25 protein-coding genes are annotated in these 24,891 nt (G+C 62.2%); 15 read left to right on the top strand and 10 right to left on the bottom strand.

Going from position 1 to position 24,891, the window contains the following annotated elements; translation table 11 throughout:
* Positions 1-36: 36 nt before the first annotated feature.
* Complete coding sequence (betA, locus tag QWJ46_RS18400) at positions 37-1,689, top strand: choline dehydrogenase (RefSeq protein WP_302752647.1); 1,653 nt, start codon at positions 37-39, stop codon at positions 1,687-1,689.
* 114 nt (positions 1,690-1,803) lie between these two features.
* Entirely contained in the window at positions 1,804-3,144 is a 1,341-nt protein-coding gene (locus QWJ46_RS18395) for a chloride channel protein (RefSeq protein ID WP_302752645.1), read from the top strand.
* Here QWJ46_RS18395 and QWJ46_RS18390 read toward each other — a convergent pair whose 3' ends face one another.
* Positions 3,145-3,591 (bottom strand): Rrf2 family transcriptional regulator, encoded by a 447-nt coding sequence (locus QWJ46_RS18390; protein WP_302752643.1) that lies wholly within the window; start codon positions 3,589-3,591, stop codon positions 3,145-3,147.
* 420 nt (positions 3,592-4,011) lie between these two features.
* On the opposite strand from QWJ46_RS18390, the gene QWJ46_RS18385 reads away from it, so the two are divergent.
* The 4 genes from QWJ46_RS18385 to QWJ46_RS18370 all read left to right on the top strand — a co-directional run bounded on the left by QWJ46_RS18385 (position 4,012) and on the right by QWJ46_RS18370 (position 7,482).
* Positions 4,012-4,752, top strand: a complete 741-nt coding sequence (locus QWJ46_RS18385) for a phosphoadenylyl-sulfate reductase (RefSeq protein ID WP_184459474.1) — start codon at positions 4,012-4,014, stop codon at positions 4,750-4,752.
* A 131-nt stretch (positions 4,753-4,883) separates the two neighbouring features.
* Complete coding sequence (gene cysD, locus QWJ46_RS18380) at positions 4,884-5,837, top strand: sulfate adenylyltransferase subunit CysD (RefSeq protein WP_302752642.1); 954 nt, start codon at positions 4,884-4,886, stop codon at positions 5,835-5,837.
* Between the two features lies 1 nt (position 5,838).
* On the top strand, positions 5,839-7,335 hold the full coding sequence (cysN, locus tag QWJ46_RS18375) for a sulfate adenylyltransferase subunit CysN (protein ID WP_302752640.1): 1,497 nt from the start codon (positions 5,839-5,841) through the stop codon (positions 7,333-7,335).
* 6 nt (positions 7,336-7,341) lie between these two features.
* On the top strand, positions 7,342-7,482 hold the full coding sequence (locus QWJ46_RS18370) for a hypothetical protein (protein ID WP_302752639.1): 141 nt from the start codon (positions 7,342-7,344) through the stop codon (positions 7,480-7,482).
* Between the two features lie 21 nt (positions 7,483-7,503).
* Here QWJ46_RS18370 and QWJ46_RS18365 read toward each other — a convergent pair whose 3' ends face one another.
* Positions 7,504-7,884 carry a response regulator gene (locus tag QWJ46_RS18365; protein ID WP_302752637.1) on the bottom strand — a complete coding sequence of 127 codons (381 nt, stop codon included), beginning with the start codon at positions 7,882-7,884 and terminating at the stop codon, positions 7,504-7,506.
* 6 nt (positions 7,885-7,890) lie between these two features.
* Entirely contained in the window at positions 7,891-8,865 is a 975-nt protein-coding gene (locus QWJ46_RS18360) for a sensor histidine kinase (protein ID WP_302752635.1), read from the bottom strand.
* A 125-nt stretch (positions 8,866-8,990) separates the two neighbouring features.
* On the opposite strand from QWJ46_RS18360, the gene QWJ46_RS18355 reads away from it, so the two are divergent.
* The 5 genes from QWJ46_RS18355 to QWJ46_RS18335 all read left to right on the top strand — a co-directional run bounded on the left by QWJ46_RS18355 (position 8,991) and on the right by QWJ46_RS18335 (position 13,691).
* Entirely contained in the window at positions 8,991-9,215 is a 225-nt protein-coding gene (locus QWJ46_RS18355) for a hypothetical protein (RefSeq protein WP_302752634.1), read from the top strand.
* Positions 9,216-9,276: 61 nt separating this feature from the next.
* Entirely contained in the window at positions 9,277-9,549 is a 273-nt protein-coding gene (locus QWJ46_RS18350; RefSeq protein WP_184459471.1) for a hypothetical protein, read from the top strand.
* 287 nt (positions 9,550-9,836) lie between these two features.
* Positions 9,837-10,274, top strand: a complete 438-nt coding sequence (locus QWJ46_RS18345; RefSeq protein ID WP_302752632.1) for a hypothetical protein — start codon at positions 9,837-9,839, stop codon at positions 10,272-10,274.
* Between the two features lie 342 nt (positions 10,275-10,616).
* A complete protein-coding gene (locus QWJ46_RS18340; RefSeq protein WP_302752631.1) occupies positions 10,617-11,258 on the top strand; it encodes a peroxiredoxin-like family protein in 642 nt (213 codons plus the stop codon).
* A gap of 135 nt (positions 11,259-11,393) precedes the next feature.
* Entirely contained in the window at positions 11,394-13,691 is a 2,298-nt protein-coding gene (locus tag QWJ46_RS18335) for a PBP1A family penicillin-binding protein (protein ID WP_302752629.1), read from the top strand.
* A 30-nt stretch (positions 13,692-13,721) separates the two neighbouring features.
* Here QWJ46_RS18335 and QWJ46_RS18330 read toward each other — a convergent pair whose 3' ends face one another.
* Entirely contained in the window at positions 13,722-14,588 is an 867-nt protein-coding gene (locus QWJ46_RS18330; protein ID WP_302752734.1) for a LysR family transcriptional regulator, read from the bottom strand.
* Between the two features lie 71 nt (positions 14,589-14,659).
* Here QWJ46_RS18330 and QWJ46_RS18325 point away from each other — a divergent pair, with 71 nt between their 5' ends.
* Both QWJ46_RS18325 and QWJ46_RS18320 read left to right on the top strand, forming a co-directional pair.
* Positions 14,660-15,631 carry a quinone oxidoreductase gene (locus QWJ46_RS18325; RefSeq protein ID WP_302752628.1) on the top strand — a complete coding sequence of 324 codons (972 nt, stop codon included), beginning with the start codon at positions 14,660-14,662 and terminating at the stop codon, positions 15,629-15,631.
* 275 nt (positions 15,632-15,906) lie between these two features.
* Entirely contained in the window at positions 15,907-16,860 is a 954-nt protein-coding gene (locus tag QWJ46_RS18320) for an NmrA/HSCARG family protein (RefSeq protein ID WP_302752627.1), read from the top strand.
* Positions 16,861-16,919: 59 nt separating this feature from the next.
* On the opposite strand, the gene QWJ46_RS18315 is transcribed toward QWJ46_RS18320, so the two are convergent.
* Complete coding sequence (locus QWJ46_RS18315) at positions 16,920-17,840, bottom strand: LysR family transcriptional regulator (protein ID WP_302752625.1); 921 nt, start codon at positions 17,838-17,840, stop codon at positions 16,920-16,922.
* 103 nt (positions 17,841-17,943) lie between these two features.
* Positions 17,944-18,981 (bottom strand): LacI family DNA-binding transcriptional regulator, encoded by a 1,038-nt coding sequence (locus QWJ46_RS18310; RefSeq protein ID WP_302752623.1) that lies wholly within the window; start codon positions 18,979-18,981, stop codon positions 17,944-17,946.
* Between the two features lie 557 nt (positions 18,982-19,538).
* On the opposite strand from QWJ46_RS18310, the gene QWJ46_RS18305 reads away from it, so the two are divergent.
* Positions 19,539-21,041 carry a DegQ family serine endoprotease gene (locus QWJ46_RS18305; RefSeq protein ID WP_302752621.1) on the top strand — a complete coding sequence of 501 codons (1,503 nt, stop codon included), beginning with the start codon at positions 19,539-19,541 and terminating at the stop codon, positions 21,039-21,041.
* A gap of 615 nt (positions 21,042-21,656) precedes the next feature.
* Positions 21,657-21,857: a hypothetical protein gene (locus QWJ46_RS18300; protein ID WP_064801080.1), complete on the top strand. Its 201-nt coding sequence runs from the start codon at positions 21,657-21,659 to the stop codon at positions 21,855-21,857.
* A 162-nt stretch (positions 21,858-22,019) separates the two neighbouring features.
* Here QWJ46_RS18300 and QWJ46_RS18295 read toward each other — a convergent pair whose 3' ends face one another.
* The 4 genes from QWJ46_RS18295 to QWJ46_RS18280 all read right to left on the bottom strand — a co-directional run bounded on the left by QWJ46_RS18295 (position 22,020) and on the right by QWJ46_RS18280 (position 24,888).
* Positions 22,020-22,205, bottom strand: coding sequence for a hypothetical protein (locus QWJ46_RS18295; RefSeq protein WP_302752731.1), 186 nt, complete (start codon positions 22,203-22,205; stop codon positions 22,020-22,022).
* Between the two features lie 163 nt (positions 22,206-22,368).
* On the bottom strand, positions 22,369-22,797 hold the full coding sequence (locus tag QWJ46_RS18290; protein ID WP_302752620.1) for a DUF1515 domain-containing protein: 429 nt from the start codon (positions 22,795-22,797) through the stop codon (positions 22,369-22,371).
* Positions 22,798-22,807: 10 nt separating this feature from the next.
* Positions 22,808-24,664: a hypothetical protein gene (locus QWJ46_RS18285; RefSeq protein ID WP_302752618.1), complete on the bottom strand. Its 1,857-nt coding sequence runs from the start codon at positions 24,662-24,664 to the stop codon at positions 22,808-22,810.
* Entirely contained in the window at positions 24,661-24,888 is a 228-nt protein-coding gene (locus QWJ46_RS18280; RefSeq protein WP_210631674.1) for a hypothetical protein, read from the bottom strand. Before QWJ46_RS18280 ends, QWJ46_RS18285 begins: the two co-directional genes overlap by 4 nt.
* Between the last annotated feature and the right edge of the window lie 3 nt (positions 24,889-24,891).

The following is a 24,891-nucleotide window of genomic DNA, read 5'->3' as shown; positions in this document are numbered from 1 at the left end:
AATGCCCACGTTGCAAAAGAAATCTAAGGGAACGTCATGCAACAAGCAGATTTCGTCATCATCGGCTCCGGCTCGGCCGGCTCCGCCCTCGCCTACCGCCTCTCCGAAGACGGTAAGAACAGCGTTCTCGTCATCGAGGCGGGCGGCAGCGATTTCGGGCCGTTCATCCAGATGCCGGCAGCGCTTGCCTGGCCGATGAGCATGAAGCGCTACAATTGGGGCTATCTCTCCGAGCCGGAGCCGAACCTCAACAACCGGCGCATCACCGCGCCGCGCGGCAAGGTGATCGGCGGCTCGTCCTCGATCAACGGCATGGTCTATGTGCGTGGCCATGCCGAGGACTTCAACCGCTGGGAAGAGCTCGGCGCCAGCGGCTGGGCCTATGCCGACGTTCTCCCCTATTTCAAGCGGATGGAACATTCGCATGGCGGTGAGGAGGGTTGGCGCGGAACGGACGGGCCGCTGCACGTGCAGCGCGGCGGCTTCACCAATCCGCTCTTCCGGGCCTTCGTCGAGGCCGGCAAGCAGGCGGGCTTCGAGACGACGGAGGATTATAACGGCAGCAAGCAGGAAGGCTTCGGCCTGATGGAACAGACCATCTTTGCCGGCCGCCGCTGGTCTGCCGCCAACGCCTATCTGAAACCGGCGCTGAAGCGGGCAAATGTCGGCATCATCTACGGCCTGGCGCGCCGGATCGTCATCGAGAACGGCCGGGCGACCGGCGTCGAGATCGAACGCGGCGGTAGGACAGAGGTGGTGAAGACGAACCGCGAGGTGATCGTCGCGGCCTCCTCCTTCAACTCGCCGAAGCTTCTGATGCTGTCGGGCATCGGTCCGGCCGAGCATCTGAAGGAAATGGGCATCGAGGTGAAGGCCGACCGTCCTGGTGTCGGCGCCAATCTGCAGGACCATATGGAGTTTTACTTCCAGCAGGTCAGCACCAAGCCGGTGTCGCTCTATTCCTGGCTGCCCTGGTTCTGGCAGGGGGTGGCAGGCGCGCAATGGCTCTTGTCCAAGGGCGGGCTCGGTGCCTCAAACCAGTTCGAAGCCTGCGCCTTCCTGCGCTCGGCACCCGGGCTGAAGCAGCCCGATATCCAGTATCATTTCCTCCCCGTTGCGATCAGCTACGACGGCAAGGCGGCGGCCAAGAGCCACGGATTCCAGGTGCATGTCGGCTACAATCTGTCGAAATCGCGCGGCAGCGTGACGCTGCGCTCGCCCGACCCGAAGGCCGATCCGGTGCTCCGCTTCAACTATATGAGCCATCCGGAAGACTGGGAGAAGTTCCGCCACTGCGTGCGGCTGACCCGCGAGCTCTTCGGGCAGAAGGCCTTCGACGCCTATCGCGGCCCGGAGATCCAGCCGGGCGAAGGGGTGCAGAGCGACAATGAGATCGACGCCTTCCTGCGCGAACATCTGGAAAGCGCCTATCACCCCTGCGGCACCTGCAAGATGGGATCCAAGGACGATCCGATGGCGGTGGTCGATCCGCAGACGCGGGTGATCGGCGTCGACGGCTTACGTGTCGCCGACAGCTCGATCTTTCCGCATGTCACCTACGGCAACCTGAACGGCCCGTCGATCATGACCGGTGAGAAGGCGGCCGACCATATCCTCGGCAAGCAGCCGCTGGCGCGCTCGAACCAGGAGCCCTGGGTCAACCCGCGGGCGGCGGTCAGCGATCGATGATGAGTGGCGAAAGCTGTCAGGACGCAATCACAGTAGCAATTTTCGGAAGAAAGAGGTGGCCCATTCCCTGCAAACCGGTTTAGGAAGAAGCCTGTCCAACATCCGCGCTCCGGCATGCCCGTGTTCCATCGCAAGTCCAGACTTCTCCGTAGATCGCGTGTCCTTTGGGGCTCCTTCTCCCTCTGGCGTCCGCGGCTGATCTTCTGGTTCGGCGCCTTTGCGATCGGCATCATCAGCGTCGGCTTCGCCAGGTTTGCGGATCTGGCGCAGCGCGGCTTTGCCGGCGTGACCGCGGGGCAATGGAGCTTTCTGCTGCCGCTTCTCATCACCCCGCTCGGCTTCATGCTGTCGGCCTATCTCGCCGCAACATTCTTCCCGAACGCGCAGGGCAGCGGCATTCCGCAGGCGATTGCCGCGCGGCATCTGCGTGATCCGGAGGACCGCACGCGGCTGCTGTCGCTGCGGCTCGTCGTCGGCAAGATCCTGCTGACCGTGCTGGGGCTCGCAAGCGGCGCATCGATCGGCCGCGAGGGACCGACCGTGCAGGTGGGCGCATCGATCATGCTGGCCGTTGCCCGCTTCGGCGGCATGGCGCAGGCGCGCGGGCTGATCCTCGCCGGCTCAGCGGCCGGCATCGCCGCAGCCTTCAACACGCCGCTCGCCGGCATCGTCTTCGCCATCGAAGAAATGAGCCGGACCTATGAGTCCCGTGCGAACGGCCTGGTGTTGACGGCCGTCATCCTTTCGGGCCTTGCCGCCCTCGGACTTGCCGGCAGCTACAATTATTTCGGCTCCGCCGCGGTCGCACCCGCATCGGTACGCGACTGGGAACTGGTGCTGGTCTGCGGCATCGGCGGCGGCGCACTGGGTGCGGCTTTCAGCGGGCTTGCGCTGCATCTCGGTCAGCACGTTCGCCGGTGGGCGCATCCGCAGCCGCTGCGGCGGATGGTGATGCTGGCAGCGGCTTGCGGGCTTGTGGTCGCGGCGATCGGAATCCTCTCGGGCGGCATGACCTTCGGGACGGGCTACGTCCAGGCGAAAGGCGCCGTCGAGGGCAATCCCCTGCCCCTGCTGTTCTTCCTCGAAAAACTTCTTGCGGGCTTTCTGTCGATGATGTCGGGGATACCGGGCGGCATCTTCGCGCCGTCGCTCTCCGTCGGCGCCGGCTTCGGCAGCACGATCGGCCAGATCATGGGCAGCAGTATCGCGCTTGCGGCCATTCTCGGCATGGCCGGGTATTTCTCCGGCGTGGTGCAGGCGCCGATGACCGCTTTCGTCATCATTCTGGAAATGACAGGCGACCATCAGGCCGTCATTCCGATCATGGCGGTATCGATGATCGGCTACATCACCTCGCGCATCCTGTCGCGCGAGCCGCTCTATCACGGCCTGTCGCGCGTCTTCATCGCCGCGGCGATCCGGGCCCGGCGCGCCAAGGAAACGGCTGAGAGCTGATCAGGCGAGCAGCCGGGTGATTTCGGCGCCTTGCCTCGGGCCGACGGCATCGGCGATCGTCGTGGAGAACAGCACCTTGCGCGTGGCGTCGGCCACTTTGGCGAAGACGTGGCGGATTTCGCAGGTCTGTTCGCCGTCGCAATCGTCGCATTTGCGGTAGGCGGTGATCGACAGGCACGGCAGCGGCGCAATCGGTCCGTCGATGATGCGCAGGATCTCGCCGAAGGTGATGGTGTGGGCGGGCTTGAGCAGGAGATAACCGCCCTGCTTGCCCCGGCGGCTGACGACGATGCCGTGATGTTTGAGGTCGAGCAGGATCTGTTCGAGGAACTTCTTCGGGATCTTCTGCTGCGCGGCGATATCGGAAATCATCACCGGTTCGTCGGCATCGGCATCAGCCAGGACCGTCAGCGCCCGCAGCGCATATTTCGCCTTTTGCGTAATCATCTCAGACCGTCGACACACAGGCGGCGCGCATTTTTCGCGCCGCTTCACACGTATATTCGCCTCTATGGCACAACCAGCATGAACGGAATTTGAACGCGCCGGCAGAAAGCCTTGAGGGACAAGCATTTTTGGCCTTGTTTTTCACGCTTGGCCAAGCCCTTGCAAACTACGCCAAATCAGCGCCTTCCGCACCTTTTTCAGCATCACTTCAGATTTCGGATTGACAGGCTGCGTGTAAGTCTACTAATTTTATAGACATTCAGGCTGCCGACGCGGATTTTCACTGCGGGCGGCTGCTTTTCTGCATCGCGGCAGCTTCGGAGAGATATTTGCTCCTGCGGCCGCAGCTTTCGAAATCCCTTTTTCTGTCCGATCCAGGCCTGAACTGCGATACTCCGGTCAACCAAGGACAGGATTCTCATGACCGTTATCAATCCGAATGCAGAAGCCGAGGCGTTGAACGACAAGCTGGCGGGCCTCGACCTCGCCGGACGTCTGTCGCTGGTGGCAGGCCTTGGCGGCCGCGTGGTGTTCACCACCTCGCTCGGGATCGAAGACCAGGTGATCACCGCCGAAATCGGCACGCACCGCCTGCCGATCGACATTGCGACGCTGGAAACCGGCCGCCTGTTTGCCGAGACGCTTGATCTGATTACCGAGACGGAAGCCCAGTACGACATCCATGTCCAACGCTTCGGGCCTGAGAAGGCCGATATCGACGCCTATGCTGCGCAATACGGCCTCAACGGTTTCTACGAGAGCGTCGAAGCCAGACATGCCTGTTGCGGCGTGCGCAAGCTGAAGCCGCTTGCGCGTGCGCTCGAAGGTGCGACGATCTGGATCACCGGCCTTCGGCGCGGGCAATCGGCCAACCGCGCCGAAACGCCCTTTGCCGAATATGACGCCGAACGTCACCTCCTGAAGGTCAATCCGCTGGCCGACTGGGACATCGAGGCGATCAAGGCCTTCGTTTCGGAAAACGGCGTACCGATCAATCCGCTGCATGCCCGCGGCTATCCCTCGATCGGCTGCGAGCCCTGCACAAGGGCGATCAAGCCCGGCGAGCCGGAACGCGCCGGCCGCTGGTGGTGGGAGCAGGACGAGACGCGCGAATGCGGCCTGCATGTCGCCGAAGAGGCCTCAGCGATCGTCGCACAATAATCACCTTCCCGGCTTACCGGATCAGGGCGCGGCGGTCGCCGCAGCCTTGGGGGAAGCGAGCTTCCCCGGGGAGAGCCACAATCGATAAAAGCTTGCGGGCAGCCGCAAGGACCGACAGTCTGGAGTAAGACATGCCCGATAGCCGTCCGGATACGGAACTCAGCAATCCCCAGAGCGCCAAGGCGCCGCTCGACCCGCATCTGAAGGCGCTGGAAAACGAATCCATCCACATCTTCCGCGAAGTCGCGGCCGAATTCGAGCGTCCCGTCATGCTCTATTCGATCGGTAAGGATTCCTCGGTGCTGCTGCACCTGGCGCGCAAGGCCTTCTATCCCGGCCGCGTGCCCTTCCCGCTGCTACACGTGAACACCGGCTGGAAATTCCGCGAGATGATCGCCTTCCGCGACGAGACCGCGAAGAAGTACGATCTCGATCTCATCGAGCATATCAATCCGCGCGGTGCGGCCGAAAACATCACGCCCTTCACCCATGGATCGGCCGCCTTCACCGACATCATGAAGACCGAAGGCCTGCGCCAGGCGCTCGATGCCGGCCAGTTCGACGCCGCTTTCGGCGGCGCCCGGCGCGACGAGGAAGCCAGCCGCGCCAAGGAGCGCATCTATTCCTTCCGCACGCCCGACCATCGCTGGGATCCACGCAACCAGCGGCCGGAGCTCTGGAACATCTATAACGGCATGATCCGCAAGGGCGAGAGCGTGCGCGCCTTCCCGCTGTCGAACTGGACCGAAGTCGACATCTGGCGCTACATCCAGGCCGAGGACATTCCGCTGGTGCCGCTCTACTACGCCAGGAAGCGACCGTTCGTGGAGCGCGACGGCATGATCATCCTCGCAGAGGACCCGCGCCTCGAGCTGCTGCCCGGCGAAGTGCGCCAGGAAGGCATGATCCGCTTCCGCACGCTCGGCGACTTCCCGCTGACCGGCGCCATCCGCTCCGAGGCCGCCACTCTCGAAGAGGTGATCGCCGAGCTCGAAATTGCAACGGTGTCCGAACGCCAGGGCCGCGCCATCGATCGCGACCAGTCCGGCTCCATGGAAAAGAAGAAGCGTGAAGGATATTTCTGAGATGACCGCAGTCCAAACCGCCGTCTCGGCCGCAACCGTCGCCAGCCTGCCCGCCGCCGAGCCGCTTAAGGCTCAGCGCGACTCGCGCCCGCTGCGCTTGATCACCTGCGGCAGCGTCGATGACGGCAAGTCGACGCTGATCGGCCGCCTGCTCTGGGACACCAAGGCGGTCAAGGAAGACCAGGCCGCCACGCTGCAGCGCGATTCCACCGGCAAGCAGAACGACCTCGGCCTGCCCGACTTCGCGCTGCTGCTCGACGGCCTGCAGGCCGAACGCGAACAGGGCATCACCATCGATGTCGCCTATCGCTATTTCTCGACCGACAAGCGCTCCTTCATCGTCGCCGACACGCCCGGTCACGAGCAATATACCCGCAACATGGCGACCGGCGCCTCGACCGCCGATCTCGCCATTCTGCTGGTCGATGCGCGGCTCGGCATCCTCGAGCAGACGCGCCGCCACGCGACGATCGCCTCGCTGCTCGGCATCAGGCAGTTCGTGCTCGCCGTCAACAAGATCGACCTGACGGGCTACGACCGCGCCGGCTTCGAGAAGATCAGCCACGAATTCCGCGAATTCGCGCTGTCGCTCGGCGTCAAGCAGATCACTGCCATCCCGATGTCGGCGCTGAAGGGCGAAAACGTCGTCTATTCCGGCCAGGCCGCCATGCCCTGGTACAGCGGCCCGACGCTGGTGGAAACGCTGGAGCTTGCCACCGTGCGCTCGTCGCAGACGGTCGGCTTCCGCCTGTCGGTCCAGCGCGTGTCGCGTCCGGGCGAAAGCTTCCGCGGCTATCAGGGCACGGTTGCCGGCGGCTCGGTCAAGCCGGGCGACAGCGTCATGATCCTGCCGTCGGGCATGGTCGCCAACGTCTCCAAGATCGTCACCTTCGATCTCGTGCGCAACGCCGCCGTTGCCGGTGACGCGATCACGCTGGTGCTCGACCGGCAGGTCGACGTGGCGCGCGGCGATATGATCGTTTCGATCGACGCTCAGCCGCAGGTCGGCCTGGCCTTCGACGCGCAGATCGTCGCTCTGCAGCCTGAGGGCATCGAACCCGGCAAGCGCTACTGGCTGAAGAGCGGCAGCCGCCGCCAGCGCGTGCAGGTGCAGCCGTTGAGCCAGCTCGAACTGAAGACCGGCACGTGGAACGCCGCCCAGCGGCTCTACATGAATGCGATCGGCAAGGTGCGGCTTTCCTTCGACGAAGCGGCAATCTTCGACCCCTACGAGCAGAACCGGCAATCCGGCTCCTTCATCCTGATCGACCCGGAGACCAATAACACGGTCGCCGGCGGCATGGTGACGGGCAAACGCACCGAACTTGGCGGCCTTCACAATGGTGACGCCCGCGTCATCCTCTCGCTGCCGGCCGACCTTGCCGAGCAGATCATGGCGAGCGAACTCTTCGCCAGCCGCAGCCATGAGGCCGAGGTCCGCCGGATAACGGCAGCCGAGGCGGCCGAGCTGTGGTCGAGCGCCGCCAGCGATATCTGATAAGACATGGGGGCCAGCAAGGCCCCCTTCGCCGAGGCTGAATCCACCGGCTGCGAGCTGAGGGATTGCCTGCCGAATGGCGATATCGCAGATTTTCGCGACGAACCCGTCAGTTCCTGGAACGATGCGTCGCCCGCCCGCTATTGACCCTCGCTGGCCTGTGAACAGTCACTTGATCACCCTGCGAACGGCTTCGATGAGACGACCGAAATTCGTCGGCTTTTCCAGGATGACAGCGCCGGCGAGGACCGGATCAGATGCAAGTTCATGCGCAGGACTTGCTGTCGCCAGAACGAACGGAATATTCAACTGCCGAAGCTTCGCGGCCACCGAGGTCGCTCTTGCCCCGCCGAGATGAACGTCGAGTACCGCGACGTCAGGCCGCTCCTCTTCCAAAAGATCGAGAGCGTCCTTGTTGGATGACACCGGGCCAAGCACCCGCAATCCGGCAGCGGTCAGATTGCGTCGGAGTTCATCGGCGATGAAGAACTCGTCCTCGACTACGAGGACTGTCTCGCCTTCGGCCCTCGCGTCGACAGCATCGCTCACATGACCTCACATCGGGATTTTGATCGTTGCGGTGAAACCACTGGGAGGATAGTTAAGTTCCACGCTGCCACCCACATGGGCGGCGAGGCCTTCGATGAGTTCTGTCCCATAGCCCTTGCCTACAGCGTCAGGAATACGCGGCCCCGCTTCCTCGCGCCACCGGCATACGAGCAGTGTCCGATCCCGCGGACCGGCTTCCAATTCCCACGTCACCCGTATCTTTCCGCCGGGCACCGAGACAGCTCCGTGTTTCAACGCGTTGGTGCCAAGTTCGTGCAAGATCATGCTGACCGGAAGAATATTTGAACTGCGAAGCTCTAAGGAAGGTCCAGAGCATTCGAGCCGTTCCGAGACCGTCGCGCCGACCGCGCCTCTCAATAATGCTTCGAAGCCAGCCGCCCCGCCAGCGGCAATTTCCTGAGCTTGAAAGGTGATATTCAGCCTCCCAAGCAGCGCTTCCTTGAAGCTTGCCACAGCCGGATCGTCGGTCCTGGTGTTGTTCACGACCGACTGAACGATGGCCGACAGGTTCTTCAGCCGGTGCCGCATCTCCGCGACGATGAAGTCCATCTCGGTATCGTGGCGCTGGCGCTCCGTCACGTCATCGAAGATCACCAGAATGTTGGGACTGTTATCATCAGGGTGAACGAGGCGACGGGCGTCGATAAGAAACGTCCGTTGGCCGATTGTCGGAAAATCATGCTTCACTTCAAAGCCGACGACGGCCGCCGCCCGTGGGATGACGGAGGATATGAGCTGCCGAAGGACCGGAATATCCCACTGTCCGTTGCCAAGCCCGAAGAAGTTCCGGGAGAGAATGTCGTCCCTCTCGACATCGAAAGCCTTGATGAAGGCATTGTTGGCGGTCGTAACAGAAAAGTGCTGATCCAACACAACAACTGGCTGGGTCATGGTGTCAACGATGCCCTGAGCCTGTACGTGCCCGGTCTTCATCAGGCGATACAAATCTTCAAGCAACATAGATGCCATCCCCTCCCCGTATTACACCTAACGAAACGACAATATGAAGGCCGCCCCACAGCCAGAAACTCCCGGTCAACAGGTAAGCCCCTGCGTCTAAAGTAATCTTTTCTGCATGGCTGACAATGTCCGCCGCGTGGCGGCTCGGTCAAGCCGGCGACAGCGTCATGGTCCTGCCATCGGGCATGGTCACCAACGGCTCCAAGATGGTCACCTTCGATCTCGTGCGCAACGCCGCGGTTGCCGGCGACGCGATCACGCTGGTGCCTGCCCGCCAGGTCGATGACCATGGCCCTTGGAGCGACGTGATTGTCGGCAGGGGTGGCTCACAAGGATGTGATGAGGAATAGGCGAATATCGGCGGTGGCCAGCGTGTTGTCGTCCAGGGCAGAAAACGAAGGAGTTCTTGCGATGAAGATCCATCCCTTGATTACCGCCGCGTTCTTGCTGATTTCCACCTGCGGTGTTGCCCAGGCGGACGACCACCTTTTCCAGGCGGAACAGCATGGATTGAAGTCCGGCAGCACGGCAGCTTCCACGACGCACGCCTTTACGACCAACAGTGCCGGTCACAGCGGTACATTGGCGCCCGGCCAGGGAAGTCCGTTCACCGGACACGACACCCAGACGCCGGCCACCGACACGGATGCCGCCAACGAGCACGCCAACGTGAAGCCCCGCTGAGGAGGCCAACGGTCACTCACCGCGAATTGCGATTAGGCTTAGGTAGATCGATTTTGAAGGCGCAGCGATTGTCTTTCTTGCGCCTTCATTGTGCATGACGGTCCACTCCCACTCCCACCGAGAATATGTTTGCCATCGGCTTCGTTTTATGGCTGCTTTCTCCCAGTCGGATTCTGGCCGCGTGCTTGGAACTAATGACGGGCGAGACTGTTTCAGCTGTGACTTTGGCATGACGCTGACACGCCCTCCTGGCTGGGTAAAGCCTCGATTTTGAGGAGACTTGCATCATGAAATCATCCAGAATTCGTTCAGTCGCGGTTGCGGTTATCGCCGCAGCAGGAATCAGCTTTGCCGGCTCCGCGCATGCCGACAGCGGTACGATCAGCTTCTCAGTCTACAAGGCTGCCTTCTTTGTGGGTGGTTCTGGAGGCGAGGGTACGCTGACCTTCCATGGTCGCCGCTATCCCATCACTGTCGGCGGCATCTCGGGCGGCCTCGCCTTCGGGGCTTCTAAGACCAATTTTCATGGCACGGTTCGCCATATTCGCCGCGCTCGAGATGTGACGGGGGTCTACGGTGCGGCGGGCGGTGGCGGCGCGGTCGGCAAAGGTGCCCAGGTGATCGTCATGACCAATGACAAGGGCGCCCAACTCGAACTCTCAGGCAAACAGGTAGGCCTGCAAGTCAACGCCGATCTCAGCGGTATTGCCATCACGGTAAAGTAAGGGCCGTCGCACCGTTCGTCGTCCCGAAGCGGTCGCGATGCGCAGAGTTGCTAAAACTCTACAGAGAAATCGGGTGGGGGTCGCTGCCGTTGACAGGCTTGCGGCCTTTCAGTGTGCGACAACTCACAGATTGGCCGCTAAACAAAAGCGTTTGCAGAAAATGGGTTTTTCAATTCACGTTTCGCTGATTACCGCTTGCCCGCGGGCTCATCTGAGCACATTCTTAAATTGGATCCTGGCGGTGCGGTAAGACGAGAGGTTAGGCCTGCAACGCTCAATCTCGACCTCGCTGTACTTGACGCGGCGCCTTTGCTCGACTGATCCCGAGCGAGGAGGTTGTCCATGTCCACGCCCTATGCCGACCACCCGCTGCAACCGGGCGACCGGGTCCCGAACGTTGAGTTTGATGCAATCTCGCGCGAGGGGAAAATCGCACTTGACGATTTTCGTGGCCGCAGCCCGTTGTTGATCGGTTTGTTTCGGGGCCTGCATTGCCCGTTCTGCCGGCGCCACGTCGCCGCCATGGCATATCTCAACCCGGTACTGCGTGAGAAAGGCGTCCAATCCCTGGCTGTTGTAAACACCCCGGTCGAACGCGCGCGGCTCTATTTCCGTTACCATCCGATAGCCGATCTTCTTGCTGCTTCCGACCCGGTACGGGCTTCGCACCAAGCCTTCGGCTTACGCGAGGTCGGGATCGACACGCTCATGGCGATACGGATCGATCTTCCGGGCGAGTTGCCCGAGCCTATGGGCGTGAGGGCAATGGACCGAATTCTCAACGAGAAGGAAGGATATCAAATGACGGAAGCCGATGAGCAGATGATGACCGCCGATCATGGGCAGCTTGTCGGTCAGTTCCTCATCGACCGGGAGGGAATCGTACGCTGGAGCTTCACTGAAGCTCTGGAGCCCGGGCTACAAACATTCAAGGCACCGAATTCCCAGGAATTGATGTCGGTAGCTTCCCAAGTCGCACCTTGAGAGCAAAACTCGCTCGACGCCCACCGCCCGGGTGGTGCTCAGTGAGTTCCGGAACTGCTGCGACCTTTTGCGGTGGAACACTCCGCATCACGCGGATATATAGGTCATGCTGCGTTGGCTTTTTAGCGGTAACCGATGCCCAATTCTCCCGATTCCTCAGGTGAAAGCGTTAGCAGCTCGATCTCGGGTCGCAATCAGCCAGCAGATCCGGCGGGGCAAGCGGCTGCCGCGGATTCACCAGACATTAACCCAATCGACAACCCGCAACCAGCCCACGGATCCTTCGGCCAAACCAGACAGGCCGTGAGCAATCTATTCCGGGCGCTGCGTCACGATCTGCAGGCAAGTTCTGCCTTGGCGAAGAGCAGGACGGCCGCTTCGGGTTTGAGGCGGAAGCTACGGAGGTCGATGCGGCTGGCAGCCACATCAGCTCCAACAAGGTGGATGACCACTGCTCTAGCCAGAGCCGGAGGCGGAATTCGCGTTCGGCGTATCAGTCCGGCTGAAAGCAGCCAGCGCCGGTCGCTTCTGGCGGGCTGGCGAAAACTCGCTCTCGGGTTAACCCTTCTTGTCTGCCTCCTCGTCGGAAGTGTGCTGGTGTGGGCACTGAAAGACGTGCCCTGGAGCGAAATCCGGGATGGAACCTTGAAGCCGGTCGTGGTGCTGGAAACCGCCGACGGCGCGCCATTGGTAAGACAGGGGCCTTATCAGGGCCCATATGCGCGCTACGACCAGTTTCCGCCCCATCTGATCGATGCCGTCCTTTCGATCGAGGATCGCCGGTTCATGGATCATTTCGGCGTCGATCCCAGGGGTATCGGCAGGGCGTTTCTGCGGAACTTGGAGGCCGGCTCGGTGGTGGAGGGTGGCAGCACCATCACCCAGCAACTCATCAAGCTGCAATACCTCGACAGCGATCGAACGATAAAACGAAAGATCCAGGAGCTTGTCATCGCACTCTGGCTGGAGTGGAAGCTCGGCAAGCATGAAATCCTGACGCGCTATCTCAACAGCGTCTATCTTGGCGCCGGTGCGACCGGCATGCCTGCCGCCGCGCGGATCTATTTCAACAAGGATATCGGCGACCTCAACCTGCCGGAGTCGGCGATGCTGGCGGGGCTGCTGCGGGCGCCGAGCCAATGGAACCCCATCGATAATTTCGAAGGCGCCCGGCAGCGCACCATGGTCGTTCTCGACGCGATGACGGCCAATGGCAAGATCACCGCGCCGGAGGCGGCGGAGGCCAAGGGGAGCTTTGCCAAGCTGCACCCGACGACGCCGACGCCGCGCTCCGGGAGCTGGTTTGCAGACTGGATTTCGCCGCAGGCAAGCGAAATCGCGGGCTCCTCGCCAGGTTCGACGACGGTGCGCACCACGCTGGTGCCGCAGTTGCAACAGATCGCCGAGCGCGTCGTGAAAAAGTCCTTGGACGGTGAAGGAAGAACCGTGGGAGCATCGCAGGCCGCTTTGGTTGCGATGACGCCGGACGGCGCGGTCGTCGCCATGGTTGGCGGGCGTGACTACAAGGCGAGCCAGTTCAATCGCGCCGTCACTGCGATGCGCCAGCCGGGCTCCACCTTCAAGCTGTTCGTCTACTACGCAGCGTTGAAGGCTGGGTTCACCTTGTCCGACCAGATTCTGGACGCGCCAATCGAAATCGACGGCTGGTCGCCGGAAAATTCCGGCGGCAACTACAGTGGGTGGGTGACGCTCGCCGAGGCGTTCGCGCGATCGCTCAATGCCGCGTCGGTGGCGCTTGCCCAAGAGATCGGTCTGGACAATGTGATTGCCGCGGCGCGCGAACTCGGCATCAATGCGCCACTGGCCGACACGCCGTCTTTGGCGCTCGGTACCTCCGAAGTCAATCTTCTCAATCTCACCAGCGCCTATGCGTCCGTCCAACTCGGCAAAGCTCCCGTCAAGCCCTGGGGCATCATCGATTTCCAAGCGGCAGGGCAGCCCAAGGCCTTTCGCGTTGGCGCTCAATCAAAACCGGGCGTCGATCTTTCGCCTTACCAGTCCGATCTGCTCGGGCTGCTGCAGTTGGTGGTCGAGCGCGGCACCGGACGGGGAGCAGATCCCGGCACGTTTGCGGCCGGCAAGACCGGCACCAGCCAGAACAATCGTGATGCCTGGTTCGTCGGCTTCACGGACGCCCTGGTCGTCGGCGTCTGGGTTGGCAATGATGATGACGCGCCGATGAAGGGGGTGACGGGCGGCGCCCTGCCCGCCCATATTTGGCGGGACTTTATCCGCGAGGCGACGATCGAGCCGACGCTGAACGGCGTGCGGTCGACTGAAGCGGTCGTCGACGGTCAAGGCGCACCGCAGTCCTGCAACATTAGCGCCTGCTCGCGCAGTTACCGCTCCTTCCGCCCATCCGATTGTACCTATCAGCCCTATTCCGGCGGCCGAAGGCTTTGCGAAAAGTGATCTGGTTCGGCAGAGACCCAGCCGCGGGGACTACCTGCCAAAAGCGTTTTTCAGCGCATCGACGACGACACGGACGGAGGGGACTTCTTTGATATCGGCATGGACCACCAGCCAGACCTCTCTCGTCAACGGCTGTTCGGTCTCGATGCGCTGGAGACCGCTCGACTCCAGGGCGGCGAAATCGGGGAGCATGACGACACCTGCACCAAGGCTTGCAGTTGCAGCCTGAAACTCCAGAACGGACGACCTCACGGCGATCGGCCGGCCGGCGGCCAGTTCGATCAGCCGCAATTGCTGCGGCGAGGCGTTCATGGTTTCGTCATAACCGATGAAGGTCCAGTCCGACGGTGGAACCGTTTCGAGATAGGTCTTCGATGCGTAGAGATGAAAGCTTGTCTCGCCGAGCTTGGCGATAGCGTAATCTCCGTCCTCCGGACGCGACATTCGCACGGCGATATCCGCCTCCCGCCTGTTCAGCGAGGCGAGGCGCTTTTCTCCGACAAGCGTAATCTCGACGCCGGGATGGTCTCGCCTGACGACTGCGATCGGTTTTGCAAGCAGCATGCTCGAGAGCGCGGGAGGGGCGCTGATCCTGACATGGCCGCGCAATTCCGTGGCGCTGCTGCGACCAAGCTGCTCGATGGTCGCTGTCTGGACGGCGACGAGAGCGGCGTGCCTGGCAACCTGCTCTCCGTCCGAAGTCAAGATGATGCGGCGTCCGCGGCGGTCTATGAGTTTGCGTCCGAGACTGGATTCGAGCGACGAAACGCGCCGACTGACGGTGGCATGTTCGACGCCGAGTTGTCTTGCTGCACCAAGCAAGGTTCCCGACTGCGCGAGCGCCAGGAAATGCCGAAGGTCATCCCAATCGAGCTTTGTGAAATCTCTCCCAATCATTGTGCAGTAATAGGGAATTTTCACCCATTACGCCATCGCTTAATCTGTCCGGGCCAAGGAGATCACGAGCGATGACCGACCAGATTATATGGCTGAACGCCCCCGGCGACATCAACCAGTTCCATATTGAGCAGCACCAGAGTGACGATCCCGGCGATGGCGAGATCAGAATCCGTCATGAGGCGATCGGAATGAACTTTCTAGACATTTATCACCGGAAAGGCATCTATCCGATGCCGTCCTACCCTGCGGTGATCGGCGCCGAAGCGGCTGGAATTGTCGAGGCCATTGGTCCGGGCGTCTCGATGTTCGAGAGAGGTGATCGCGTTGCCTATGCCGGGCCTCCGGTCGGCGCCTATCGCTCCGCGCGCAACATCGCCGCCGAAAGGGCGATCAAGCTGCCGGATACCCTTTCGGCAAAAACGGCAGCGAGTTCGCTCCTCAAAGGCATGACCGCCTACATGCTGTTGAAGAAGACCTATGATGTGCGTGCCGGAAACCACGTTCTGATCCATGCGGCCGCCGGCGGGCTCGGCAGCATCCTCGTTCGCTGGGCCAAATCGCTCCAAGCCACCGTGATCGGGACGGTCGGCTCCTCCGAAAAAGCAGCCCTTGCCGCATCGTGTGGCGCCGATCATCTGATCGTCGGACGCGGCGCCGATATCGTCTCGGACGTGAAGCGGTTGACGAACGGGATCGGCGTCGACGTCGCCTATGACGGGATCGGCGGCGACACGCTTCTCAAAAGCATTCGCTCCGTCCGCCCATTCGGCATGGCTGTCACCATCGGTCAGGCCGCCGGCGCCATTCCACCCGTGCCGGTCGAGGAACTCCGCCCAGGCAAGGCGCTCTGCCATCCGAGCATCATGGCCTGGTGCGCTGACGTCGGACAGTATCGCGAGGCTGCTCTCGCTGCCATCGGGGCAATGGAAACTGGGATCGTTTCGCAGATCGGTGCCGAATACCGTCTGGCCGACGTTGCGAAAGCGCACGAAGAGATGGAATCCGGGCGCGCGGCGGGCAGTATCCTGCTGATCCCTTGATTGCTTCGAGAAAGACGCCGGCACGATCCATGGATCGCCAGCACTTCCGATCCGCCCGGCGGCTTTCCACGGGCTGATCCGGGTGGTGATCCGGCGCCGGACCACTTATTCGAAAAATGGCATTATCTTATCCATTCCGCCTATCTACAGCGAGAAAACCTGTTTCGATAGAGTGCAGCCAATCGAGGGGGCGATCGGCACCAGACCGGCCCGCGCCCTGCTTCGCAACGCCGGCCTGTCCGGCCGGCGCCGAGTGACGGGAAAGGATGAAAGACATGTCTACAGACAACAAGCCACTGATCGCAGTCACGGGTGCAACGAGCAAACAGGGGCGCAGCGTCGTTGCGACGCTTCTTGAAAGCCAGCGTTTCCGCGTCCGTGCGCTCACTCGAAGAAAGGATTCGCCCGAAGCTTTGCGTCTCGCGAAACTCGGCGCGGAAATCGTCGCCGTGCCCCTCGAACTCGGCCTTCAGAAGGAGTTCGTTGCGGCATTCAAAGGCGCGGACGGCGCGTTTCTGATGACGCCGCCGATCGCCCCGCCGGAGACGACCGAAGCTCCTCTCGGCCGGCAACTGGCGGATGCGGCCGTGGAGGCCGGCGTAGGGCACATTGTCTTCAGCACGCTGGAGAATGTCGACAAGATCACCGGTGGGACGAAATATGCGCCGCATTTTACCGACAAGGCGCGCGTTGCAGATTACATTCGCAGCCTGCCGATCTCTCATTCCTTCGTCATGCTGGCATTCTTCTACACAAACCTTATCGAGTATTATGCGCCGCGCATGGAAGGCGACACCCTACTCTTGCCGATTTATCTTCCGGAAGATTTCCGAGCGCCTTTCGTCGATCCGCTGACGGCGACCGGGCCTGTTGTCCTGGAGATTTTCTCAACTTCCGAGCGCTACAACGGCAAAACGCTGCCGATCGTCGGCGACATCATTTCTCCGCGGGAGATGGTCGAAACTTTCCAACGCGTTACCGGCCTCAAGGCCGAGTATCGGAATGCTTTCACCAGGGATGGCCTGCTGCACTATTTTCCGGAATTTGCCGCCAACGAATTTTTTGTTCGTGAGCTTCTCGGGATGGTCGAATATGCGGTCGAATATGGCTATTTCGGCAAGGAGCACGATCTCGAATGGAGCCGACGGCTCAATCCCCAGACCCTCAACTGGGAGCAGTTTCTGCGGACGACGGGATGGCGCGGCGACAAACGGTCTTTCGGAGGTTGAAGCTGTCTCGCACAAGTGCGGCAGCGCTTGCGTGGCAACGACATACTTGAGGTAAATGCTTACGACGGCCGGATTCCCGGCAGCTTGGCAATCTCGGCGGCAAGAAAGTCGACGAGGAGCCGAACGCGGGCAATGGCTGCACGCTCAGGAACAATCAGCAAGCTCAGCGGAACCGGCGAAGGCCGATAGTCTCCAAGCACCACCTCTAGCCGGCCGTCGTCGAGAAGATCTTGCACCAGCCAGAGATGTGTTGGACCGATGCCGCGTCCGGCAGCAAGGGCTTCGCGCGCCGCAAGCCCGTGATCGACACGCAGCCGGCCGCCGACCGGGATGATCAGGCTGGCGCCATCGGGAGAGGAAAGAAGGAGTTGATTGCTGCCAGCCACGTTGGACATCACGATGGTTTCGTAGCGTGACAGATCGGCCGGGCGCTCCGGCCGCCCCCGGGCGGACAAATAGGCCGGAGCTCCGACCAGCAGCCGCTGGCTCTCTCCGACCGCGTGGAGTTTCATTGAGCTGTCGGCGAGAGGTCCAAGGCGAAGCGCCACGTCAACGCCTTCGCGAACCAGGTCGATGCGCTCGTCCGTCAAGTTGAGATCGATGCGGATGTCGGGATGCCTGTCCTGGAAGTCAAAGATCATTCGCGTGACATGCATCACACCGAGCGCAGCCGTACAGGAAAGCCGAACGGCGCCCGCCGGAGCCTGACGGGCATCTCTGGCTTCCTCGGCAGCCTGTTCGACCAGGCGCAAGATCTGCAGGCAGTTGGTATAATAGCGACTGCCCTCCTCCGTCACGGTGACGCGACGGGTGGTGCGGCTGAGAAGCGGCACACCGACAGCCTCCTCAAGCTCATTGAGGTGCCGCGTCACGGTGGATTGGCCGACGCCGAGCTCCTTTGCGACCATCGACAGGTTGCCGCGCTCGGCGACTCGCACGAAGGTGCGCATCCTGTCGAAGGACAACCCCGCGTTATCCATTTTTCAGCACAGTGGTGGCCATCCTGTCCATATACGGAATAATCCTCGCTGTGCCCAGACCTCAAGGCCCAACTCGACTTCCATTATGGCGGCACGTGCCAGATTATCGGGTCGAACCGCGCGGCACGATCGAAAAGCCGCAGTCGACCCTGTCTTCCTCGAGCGGCTCGTCGTGGATGGCGCGCAGCAGCATGTCAGCGACACGGCGGCCGATATCCTGGCGCGGTAGGTGCACCGTCGTCAGCGACGGCTCGATGAAGGGCGAAAATTCCAGATCGTTGAAGCCGCAGATGCCGACTTCCTCCGGCACGCGGATGCCGCGCGCTTTGCATTCGATCAGCACGCCGAAGGCCAGTTCGTCGCTCTGGGCAAAGACGGCATCGACATCGGGCACACGCTCGAGCAGGCGGGAAAACAGCTCCCTGCCGAGGGCGACGCGGCTCGGCGCATCCCCGCCGATGATGAGAGCCTCCTGGAAAAGGCCGGCTTCCCGCATCACCGCCTCATAACCGGCAATGCGCCGGCGCGAGCGGACATCGCCGCCGCGGCCGATGAAGGCAATCCTGCTATAGCCTCTCGACAACAGGAAGCGGGTGGGTTCGGCGCCGGCCGAATAATGATCGAGGCCGACGACCAGGCTTTGGGGTTCCTGGCTGAGATCGGTGACATGGGCGATGGGACAGACGGCGCTCGCCATCAGCGGCAGAAGATCGCCGTAGGATTCAGCGCCGGCGATGACGACGCCGGCCGGCTTCTGCGTCAGGATGGATTTCAGCAGGCCGGCTTCGCCCTCGGAATGGTGCAGCGTGCTGGAATATTGCACGGTGAACTCCGTGCCGCGGAAACAATCCTCGATGCCGATCATCAGGGCGGCGAAGCCGTACTGGTGCAAGGCCGGGGTGATGACGCCGACAATGCCGTTATGGCGGCCGGCCAGCGCCCGGGCGGCAAGATTGGGGATATAGCCCATCTCCTCGACCGTGCGCAGGATCTCTTCGCGCAGATCCTCCGAGACGATTTCGGGGTTGCGCAGCGCGCGCGAAATGGTGATCGGACTGACGCCCACCTTCTTCGCCACATCGCTCAGCTTCACCTGCATCCCGCGCTCGGCTTTCCGTCTCCGCTCCACCGAATTCTTCATCGCCCCTCAGATGCCGCCGACGAGACTCGCCTGCGGCCGATTCCCCGGTCATTACTTCCTGACCAAGAAATAATTTAGAGTCTACTAACTTTTGTGTTCGCAGCCGGTTCCTGGGATACGATTCCATGCAGGCGCTGGACGGTTTGCTTTACGACACAGGTTGAAGCGACGCTCGGATCACCGCACCGCCCTGAAATGGCGCGTCACTCCTTGGAGACGGCCTCTCTCTCCCTGGCGCCCCCCCGGGCGATTGCAGGTTCCGAGATCTGTAATCCGGCCGGGAGCAGCGGTCGGCGCCGCGCTTTGGCAGCGAAGATTAAACTTCAGTAATGCCTGACAAATCAGCAATATAAACATGATCAATATTTAATTTGTAAAGCCGTCCGGCGCGATCATATTAATCCCGAGCGCGAATTCTTCTTGCCCTCCCCCGATCGTCGCCTCCCGACGATCCGCGCCGGCGAACACAGGAATTGGCGCACCTCATCCGACGCCAGGTCCGAGACACGGAACTACGACGCCATCACAAGCCAACGCTCTCGCAAGGGATCACCACCATGTCACGTATTCTCAGCAAACATCGCACAGCAGCACTTGTCGGGGCCGCCATTATCGCCGGCGCGGCATGCCTGCCCTACGCCATCAATTCGTCCAGCGCCTTTGCCGCACCATCGGACATGGGCGGCATTCTCGCCCCGAGCGGCTCCTTCGCCTCCGTCGTCGACGCCGACAAGCCTGCCGTCGTCACCATCACCACGACGATGAAGACGACGGATGTCAGCGCCGATCAGCAATCGCCGATGGACGAGCAGTTCCGCCAGTTCTTCGAGGACCAGGGTATTCCGCTGCCACGCCCGGCGCCGCAACAGCGCGGCTCCCAGCATGCGATGGCGCTCGGCTCCGGCTTCATCGTCAGCCCGGACGGCGTGATCGTCACCAACAACCATGTCATCGACAATGCGCTCGACATCAAGGTGACGCTCGACGACGGCACAGAACTTCCGGCCAAGCTGATCGGCACCGATCCGAAATCCGATGTCGCCGTGTTGAAGGTCGAGGCGGGCAAGCCGCTGCAGACCGTCGCCTGGGGCGATTCCGACAGGCTGAAGCTCGGCGACCAGATCCTGGCGATCGGCAATCCCTTCGGCATCGGCACCACAGTGACGGCGGGCATCGTTTCGGCGCGCGGCCGCGACCTGCACAGCGGGCCCTATGACGATTTCATCCAGATCGATGCGCCGATCAACCACGGCAATTCGGGCGGCCCGCTCGTCGACCGTGAGGGCAAGGTCGTCGGCATCAACACCGCCATCTATTCGCCGAACGGCGGCAGCGTCGGTGTCGGCTTCGCCATTCCCTCCGACGAGGCCAAGGAGATCGTCGCCAAGCTCGAGAAGGACGGTTCGATCAATCACGGCTATCTCGGCGTGCAGATCCAGCCGGTCACGAAAGACGTCGCCGATGCCGTCGGCCTCGACAAGACCGGCGGCGCGCTGGTGGCTGCCGTCTCCGCCGATACGCCGGCCGCCCATGCCGGACTGAAGCCCGGTGACATCGTCACATCGGTCGGCGGCGAGACCGTCAAGACGCCGAAGGACCTGTCGCGTCTCGTCGCCGATCTCTCGCCCGGCACGCAAAAGTCGCTCGGCGTCTGGCGCGACGGCAAGGAGATCGATCTCAACGTTACCGTCGGCGCCAATGCAGATGGCCAGAAGCAGGCTGCGGCGACAAGCCCGGAAGCGCAGGGCCAGTCCTCCGGCCAGCCGAGCCTCGGCATCGGCCTTGCCGAGCTGACGCCGGATGTGCGCCAGCAGCTCAACCTGCCGCGCTCGGTCAGCGGCGCGGTGGTCGCCAGCGTCAATCCGGACAAATCGGCCGCCGCCGCCGGCATCCAGTCGGGCGACGTCATCGTCTCGGTCAACGGCCGGCCGGTGCACAATGCCCGCGATGTCAAGGCTGCAATCGCCGAAGCCGGCAAGGCCGGCCGCAAATCCGTGCTGCTGCTCGTCGAACGCGACGGGAATAAGACCTTCGTCGCCGTACCCTTCAACGCGGCCTGAGAGCCGAGTCCCGCAGCAACACCTTCATTGCCGTTCCCTTTGCCGCGGCCACAGCCCCTCATCCGCCTGCCGGCACCTTCTCCCCGTAAACGGGGCGAAGGGGACAAGCCGCGACCTCTCGGTCGCTCGCCAAAAGTCTCGTAAGGCATGTCCCCTCTCCCCGTCAGAACGGGGAGAGGGTTAGGGTGAGGGGCAAGCCATCGACACGGATCGGACAGCAGTGGCACAAGGCCTGGGATGACGTCGCGATCTGTGGCTGTCCAGTTCCGGTACAGAGCTGCGACCAGCCCTCGTAGCGCATGGTAAATGCCGGCATTTCTGATGAAAAACCAACAGACCGCCGGTTTTTCGTGCCGGAAAGCGACACGGAAACAAGGTGTTGCGCCATTGCCTGACATTCCTGCCGACGGGCCGTCAACTCCCGCTGGACGAATTAACCCTACTGCCTTACCTTAATATCAGCATCAACTTGAATACATCCCGCCCTGTGACATCGTATTTTCATGATCGCTAATTTGTTCCGGCACGGCGCGCCGGAACGGTGACCCGCCTTTCCCGAAGGGGACCGGCTTCATGCATCAAGCAGCGCCGCAACATCAAACGGAGGGGTATGCCATGAATAACATTGTGGAATTTCGTGCCAAATGCCCGAATGACAAAGATCTGGCCGACTGCCGGGAAGCGCTTGAACCGCAGGTGATGAAGATCGTCGCCGAAGCTGTCGGCAGGGGCTATCCGCCAGCCGAAGCGGCCATGGTGGTCGCCGATATTGCCGACGACTATATTCTGATGCTATCGCGCGAGCTGCGGCATTGATGGCTCGGCGTGCGCGGACAGATCGGCACGCCGATAAGCCGGAAGCAAGGGTAGAGTGGACCGCGCAGCGCCTGCCGGGGTAGCAGGGGGTACAGGAGACGAGACCGACCGCGCGGCCCGGCGATCTAACGCCGGATAGTGCCGGAAGTTCCGGCTCCGGCGCTATCGCCATTTCGGCTGGGGCGGCGGCGCATTGGCCCGGATCTCATGCAGCGGCGCGTGAGACCCGAGCAGCTTTTTCAGCTTCTTCTCCTCCGCCGGGCCAATCCCGAACTTGCGGCAATGCTCGGCAACGTCATGCTCCCGGGGGCTGGGAACGCGAACTTGGCGGTTGCTCATGCTCTTCATGTCCGTTTCCTCCTTGAAGAGGATAACAAACAGGCGGCGGTTTTGTTCGTTAGTAAAGTCTAATTTTAAGTAAGGCGTCGGAGGCGGCAATATATCAGCCGCGCTGGCGCCGTTTTGCTGCATATGACTTGCCGGGCCGAACAGCGCAAAGATGGCGCACCGCTCAACTGATCTTCAGCCAATGCCTGAGCGCCGCCACCGCCCCATCACTGGCATAGGCAATGACCCCGCCCGTCGTCAGCCCGGCGAAGGCAATCAGCCCGGAGATGCCATAGCCGATCGATTTCATCCGTTTCCATTCTTCCAGCGCCGGGCCGACCGTCTCCTGGTTCTTGTCGACGGTTTCCTTGAGCGTCACGATCTCGGCGCGGATCTGGGCGTCCGCTCCGCCTGTCATCGCCACCCTGGTGTCGAGATGGGCGATCTGTCTTGCCTGTTCGTCGAGCCGCTTGTGGATCACGGCGCGGCTCTCATGGGCATTGGCTTTTTCGTCGCCCATTTCCTGGCGCAGCAGCGCGACGTTTTCCTCGATGCCGGTCAGCCTTCCCTCGACGCGCCCGAGGGCGCGCAGGATATCGTCGTTGGATGTCATATCGGCCACCTCAGGAATTGAATTTCAGCTTTTCGGACTGGGCAATGCCGTTCGAAATCCGGTCGATCATGATCGGCTGCGGATGGATGAAGGAGACCGGCGAAAGCTCCCCGACGGACGGCGCCGGACGTACCACCGATCCCACAGGCATGACGACGGCGCTCACGCCTTGATAGGTGATGACGTTGCCGGCAATGCTGGCGACGACCTGCGTGCTCAGGCGCGCCAGGCCGTCCGGGCCGGAATAGATATGCAGCGTCTGCTCCGGCCTGAAGATGCTCGCATCCGCGACGACGATCTGGTTATAGGTGGTAACACCGTCAGTTCCGGCCTGCGCGGTCAATGTCGTGCTCGCAAGCTCCAGCATGCCGGGCCAGACACCGCCTCTGGAGGGGGAGACCCACGCCGCGTAGGTATCGATTGCCGCGTCGCAGCAAGCCGATGTCTGCGCAAGGATATCATCCCGAAGCCGCCATTTGCCCGAAGCGTCCGTTCCGTCCGAGGGCCAGCTGTTGTTGGTTCCATAGACCTGATACTCGGCCCTGAGGCCGAGATCGTTGCAGGTGATGGTCCCGGTCGCCGGCGAGGTGCCGCCGGCGAAATTGTAGGTGAAGGTGTTGGCGTCGACGACTGATATCACATAGCTTCCATTGTAGGCGGTCGGCGTCGCTCCCGAGATACTGACGGTCTGGCCAGTCGCAAGTCCGTTGAGGCCGCTTGCGATGGTCGCCGTTGCGACCGTGCCGACCGAGGTCAGCGTGATGTTGCGTGTGATCGTCGTCCGCCCGAGCGGCGGGAAGGCGACGATTCTGACGCCGGCATATTCGGCGCGCAGGCGGGTGACCAGCGAGCGGTAGTTGGTGGTGAAGAACTGCGTATAGGTCGAGGCCGTGTCGTTCTGCCCCATCTGATTTGTTATGACCGTGAACGGCCATTTATTGCCGTTGAAGGCAATGATTTCGCGGATGATGTCTCGGCGTCTGGTGGCGATCGAGGAGCCGCTGCCGGTATATTCGCGGACCGAACCGGCGCCGGGCATGCCGATCAGGCAATGGGGGATGCGGCCCGGGCCGCCATCCTTGTCGAGCCAGCGGCGCAGCCAGCCGAGATTGCCGCGCGTATCGGCTGCGGACGAATATTCCTGACGTGCCTCGCCGATGCTGTCGACGAAAGCCAGTGCGACCGGCCTTCCATCCCAGTCGCCCTTGGCGACCATGAAATCGGCCCCCCAATATTGCGGCTGTGCCTGTGTGCCATAGCCGGTATCGAGCCCGGCGGTGCTGTCGGCGAGCGGGCTATCCTTGAAGGCGAGAAGCGTGGCGAGATCTCCGGCGCCCCAGACGCGTTCGCCGCGATGTTTCTGAATGCGGTAGACCGGCCAGATCTTCTCGCCGACGGCGGTGTGATAAAACAGCCAGATTTCGATTTCGCTTTCCGGCGCGACGTCGGGAATGGTGAGTTCGTCCGTCCAGGCGCCGTTCGTCTGGTCGGCGACCGTCACCGTGTTTGCCCCGGCGAAGGTGCACTGGTAGAAGACGCCGGCGACGCGGATGAACATGGCGTCGGCGACCACGGAATTGCCCGGGGTGCCGATCGTGCCGGTGACGACGGTTTCCTGAGGCGAATTTCCGCCTTCGGTCGAGGCAAAGCCGGAAAGATGAAAGCGGAAGGTCCGCGTCTTATATTGCGGCGTGTTGACGACGATCTTGGTGCAGACATAATTCGTGCCGGAGGCGGCGGTGACGATCGCGCCGGACGGCATGCGGTTGCGGGTGGCGAAGAACATGTAGCGGTCGGGATCTCCGGCGCTCCCGCCCCCGCCGCTCAGCATCGGATTGGCAAGGGCGAGCGAAATGGCATTCATCATCGGCGTGTTCCGTATCGGCTGGTGAGGTCATCATAGAATTTGACGCTGCGCTCCTGGCGGGCGTTGGCGCGGTCGAGCGCCTGGCGCTCGCGGGCGAGGATCGCAATCAGCGGCTCGCCCTCGCGGACAGGCGCATGCGCTTCCTGCTTTCTGAGATCGTCGGGCAACGGCGGCAGCACGATGCCGGCCGCGGCCTGCCCGCTGGCGACCGCCGCCTTGTTCAGGCG

The sequence above is a fragment of the Rhizobium sp. CBN3 genome, from assembly GCF_030518245.1.
GTDB lineage: Bacteria > Pseudomonadota > Alphaproteobacteria > Rhizobiales > Rhizobiaceae > Rhizobium > Rhizobium aethiopicum_A.
The sequence above is the reverse complement of the archived record's forward strand: the minus strand, read 5'-3'. Positions and strand labels throughout refer to the sequence as shown.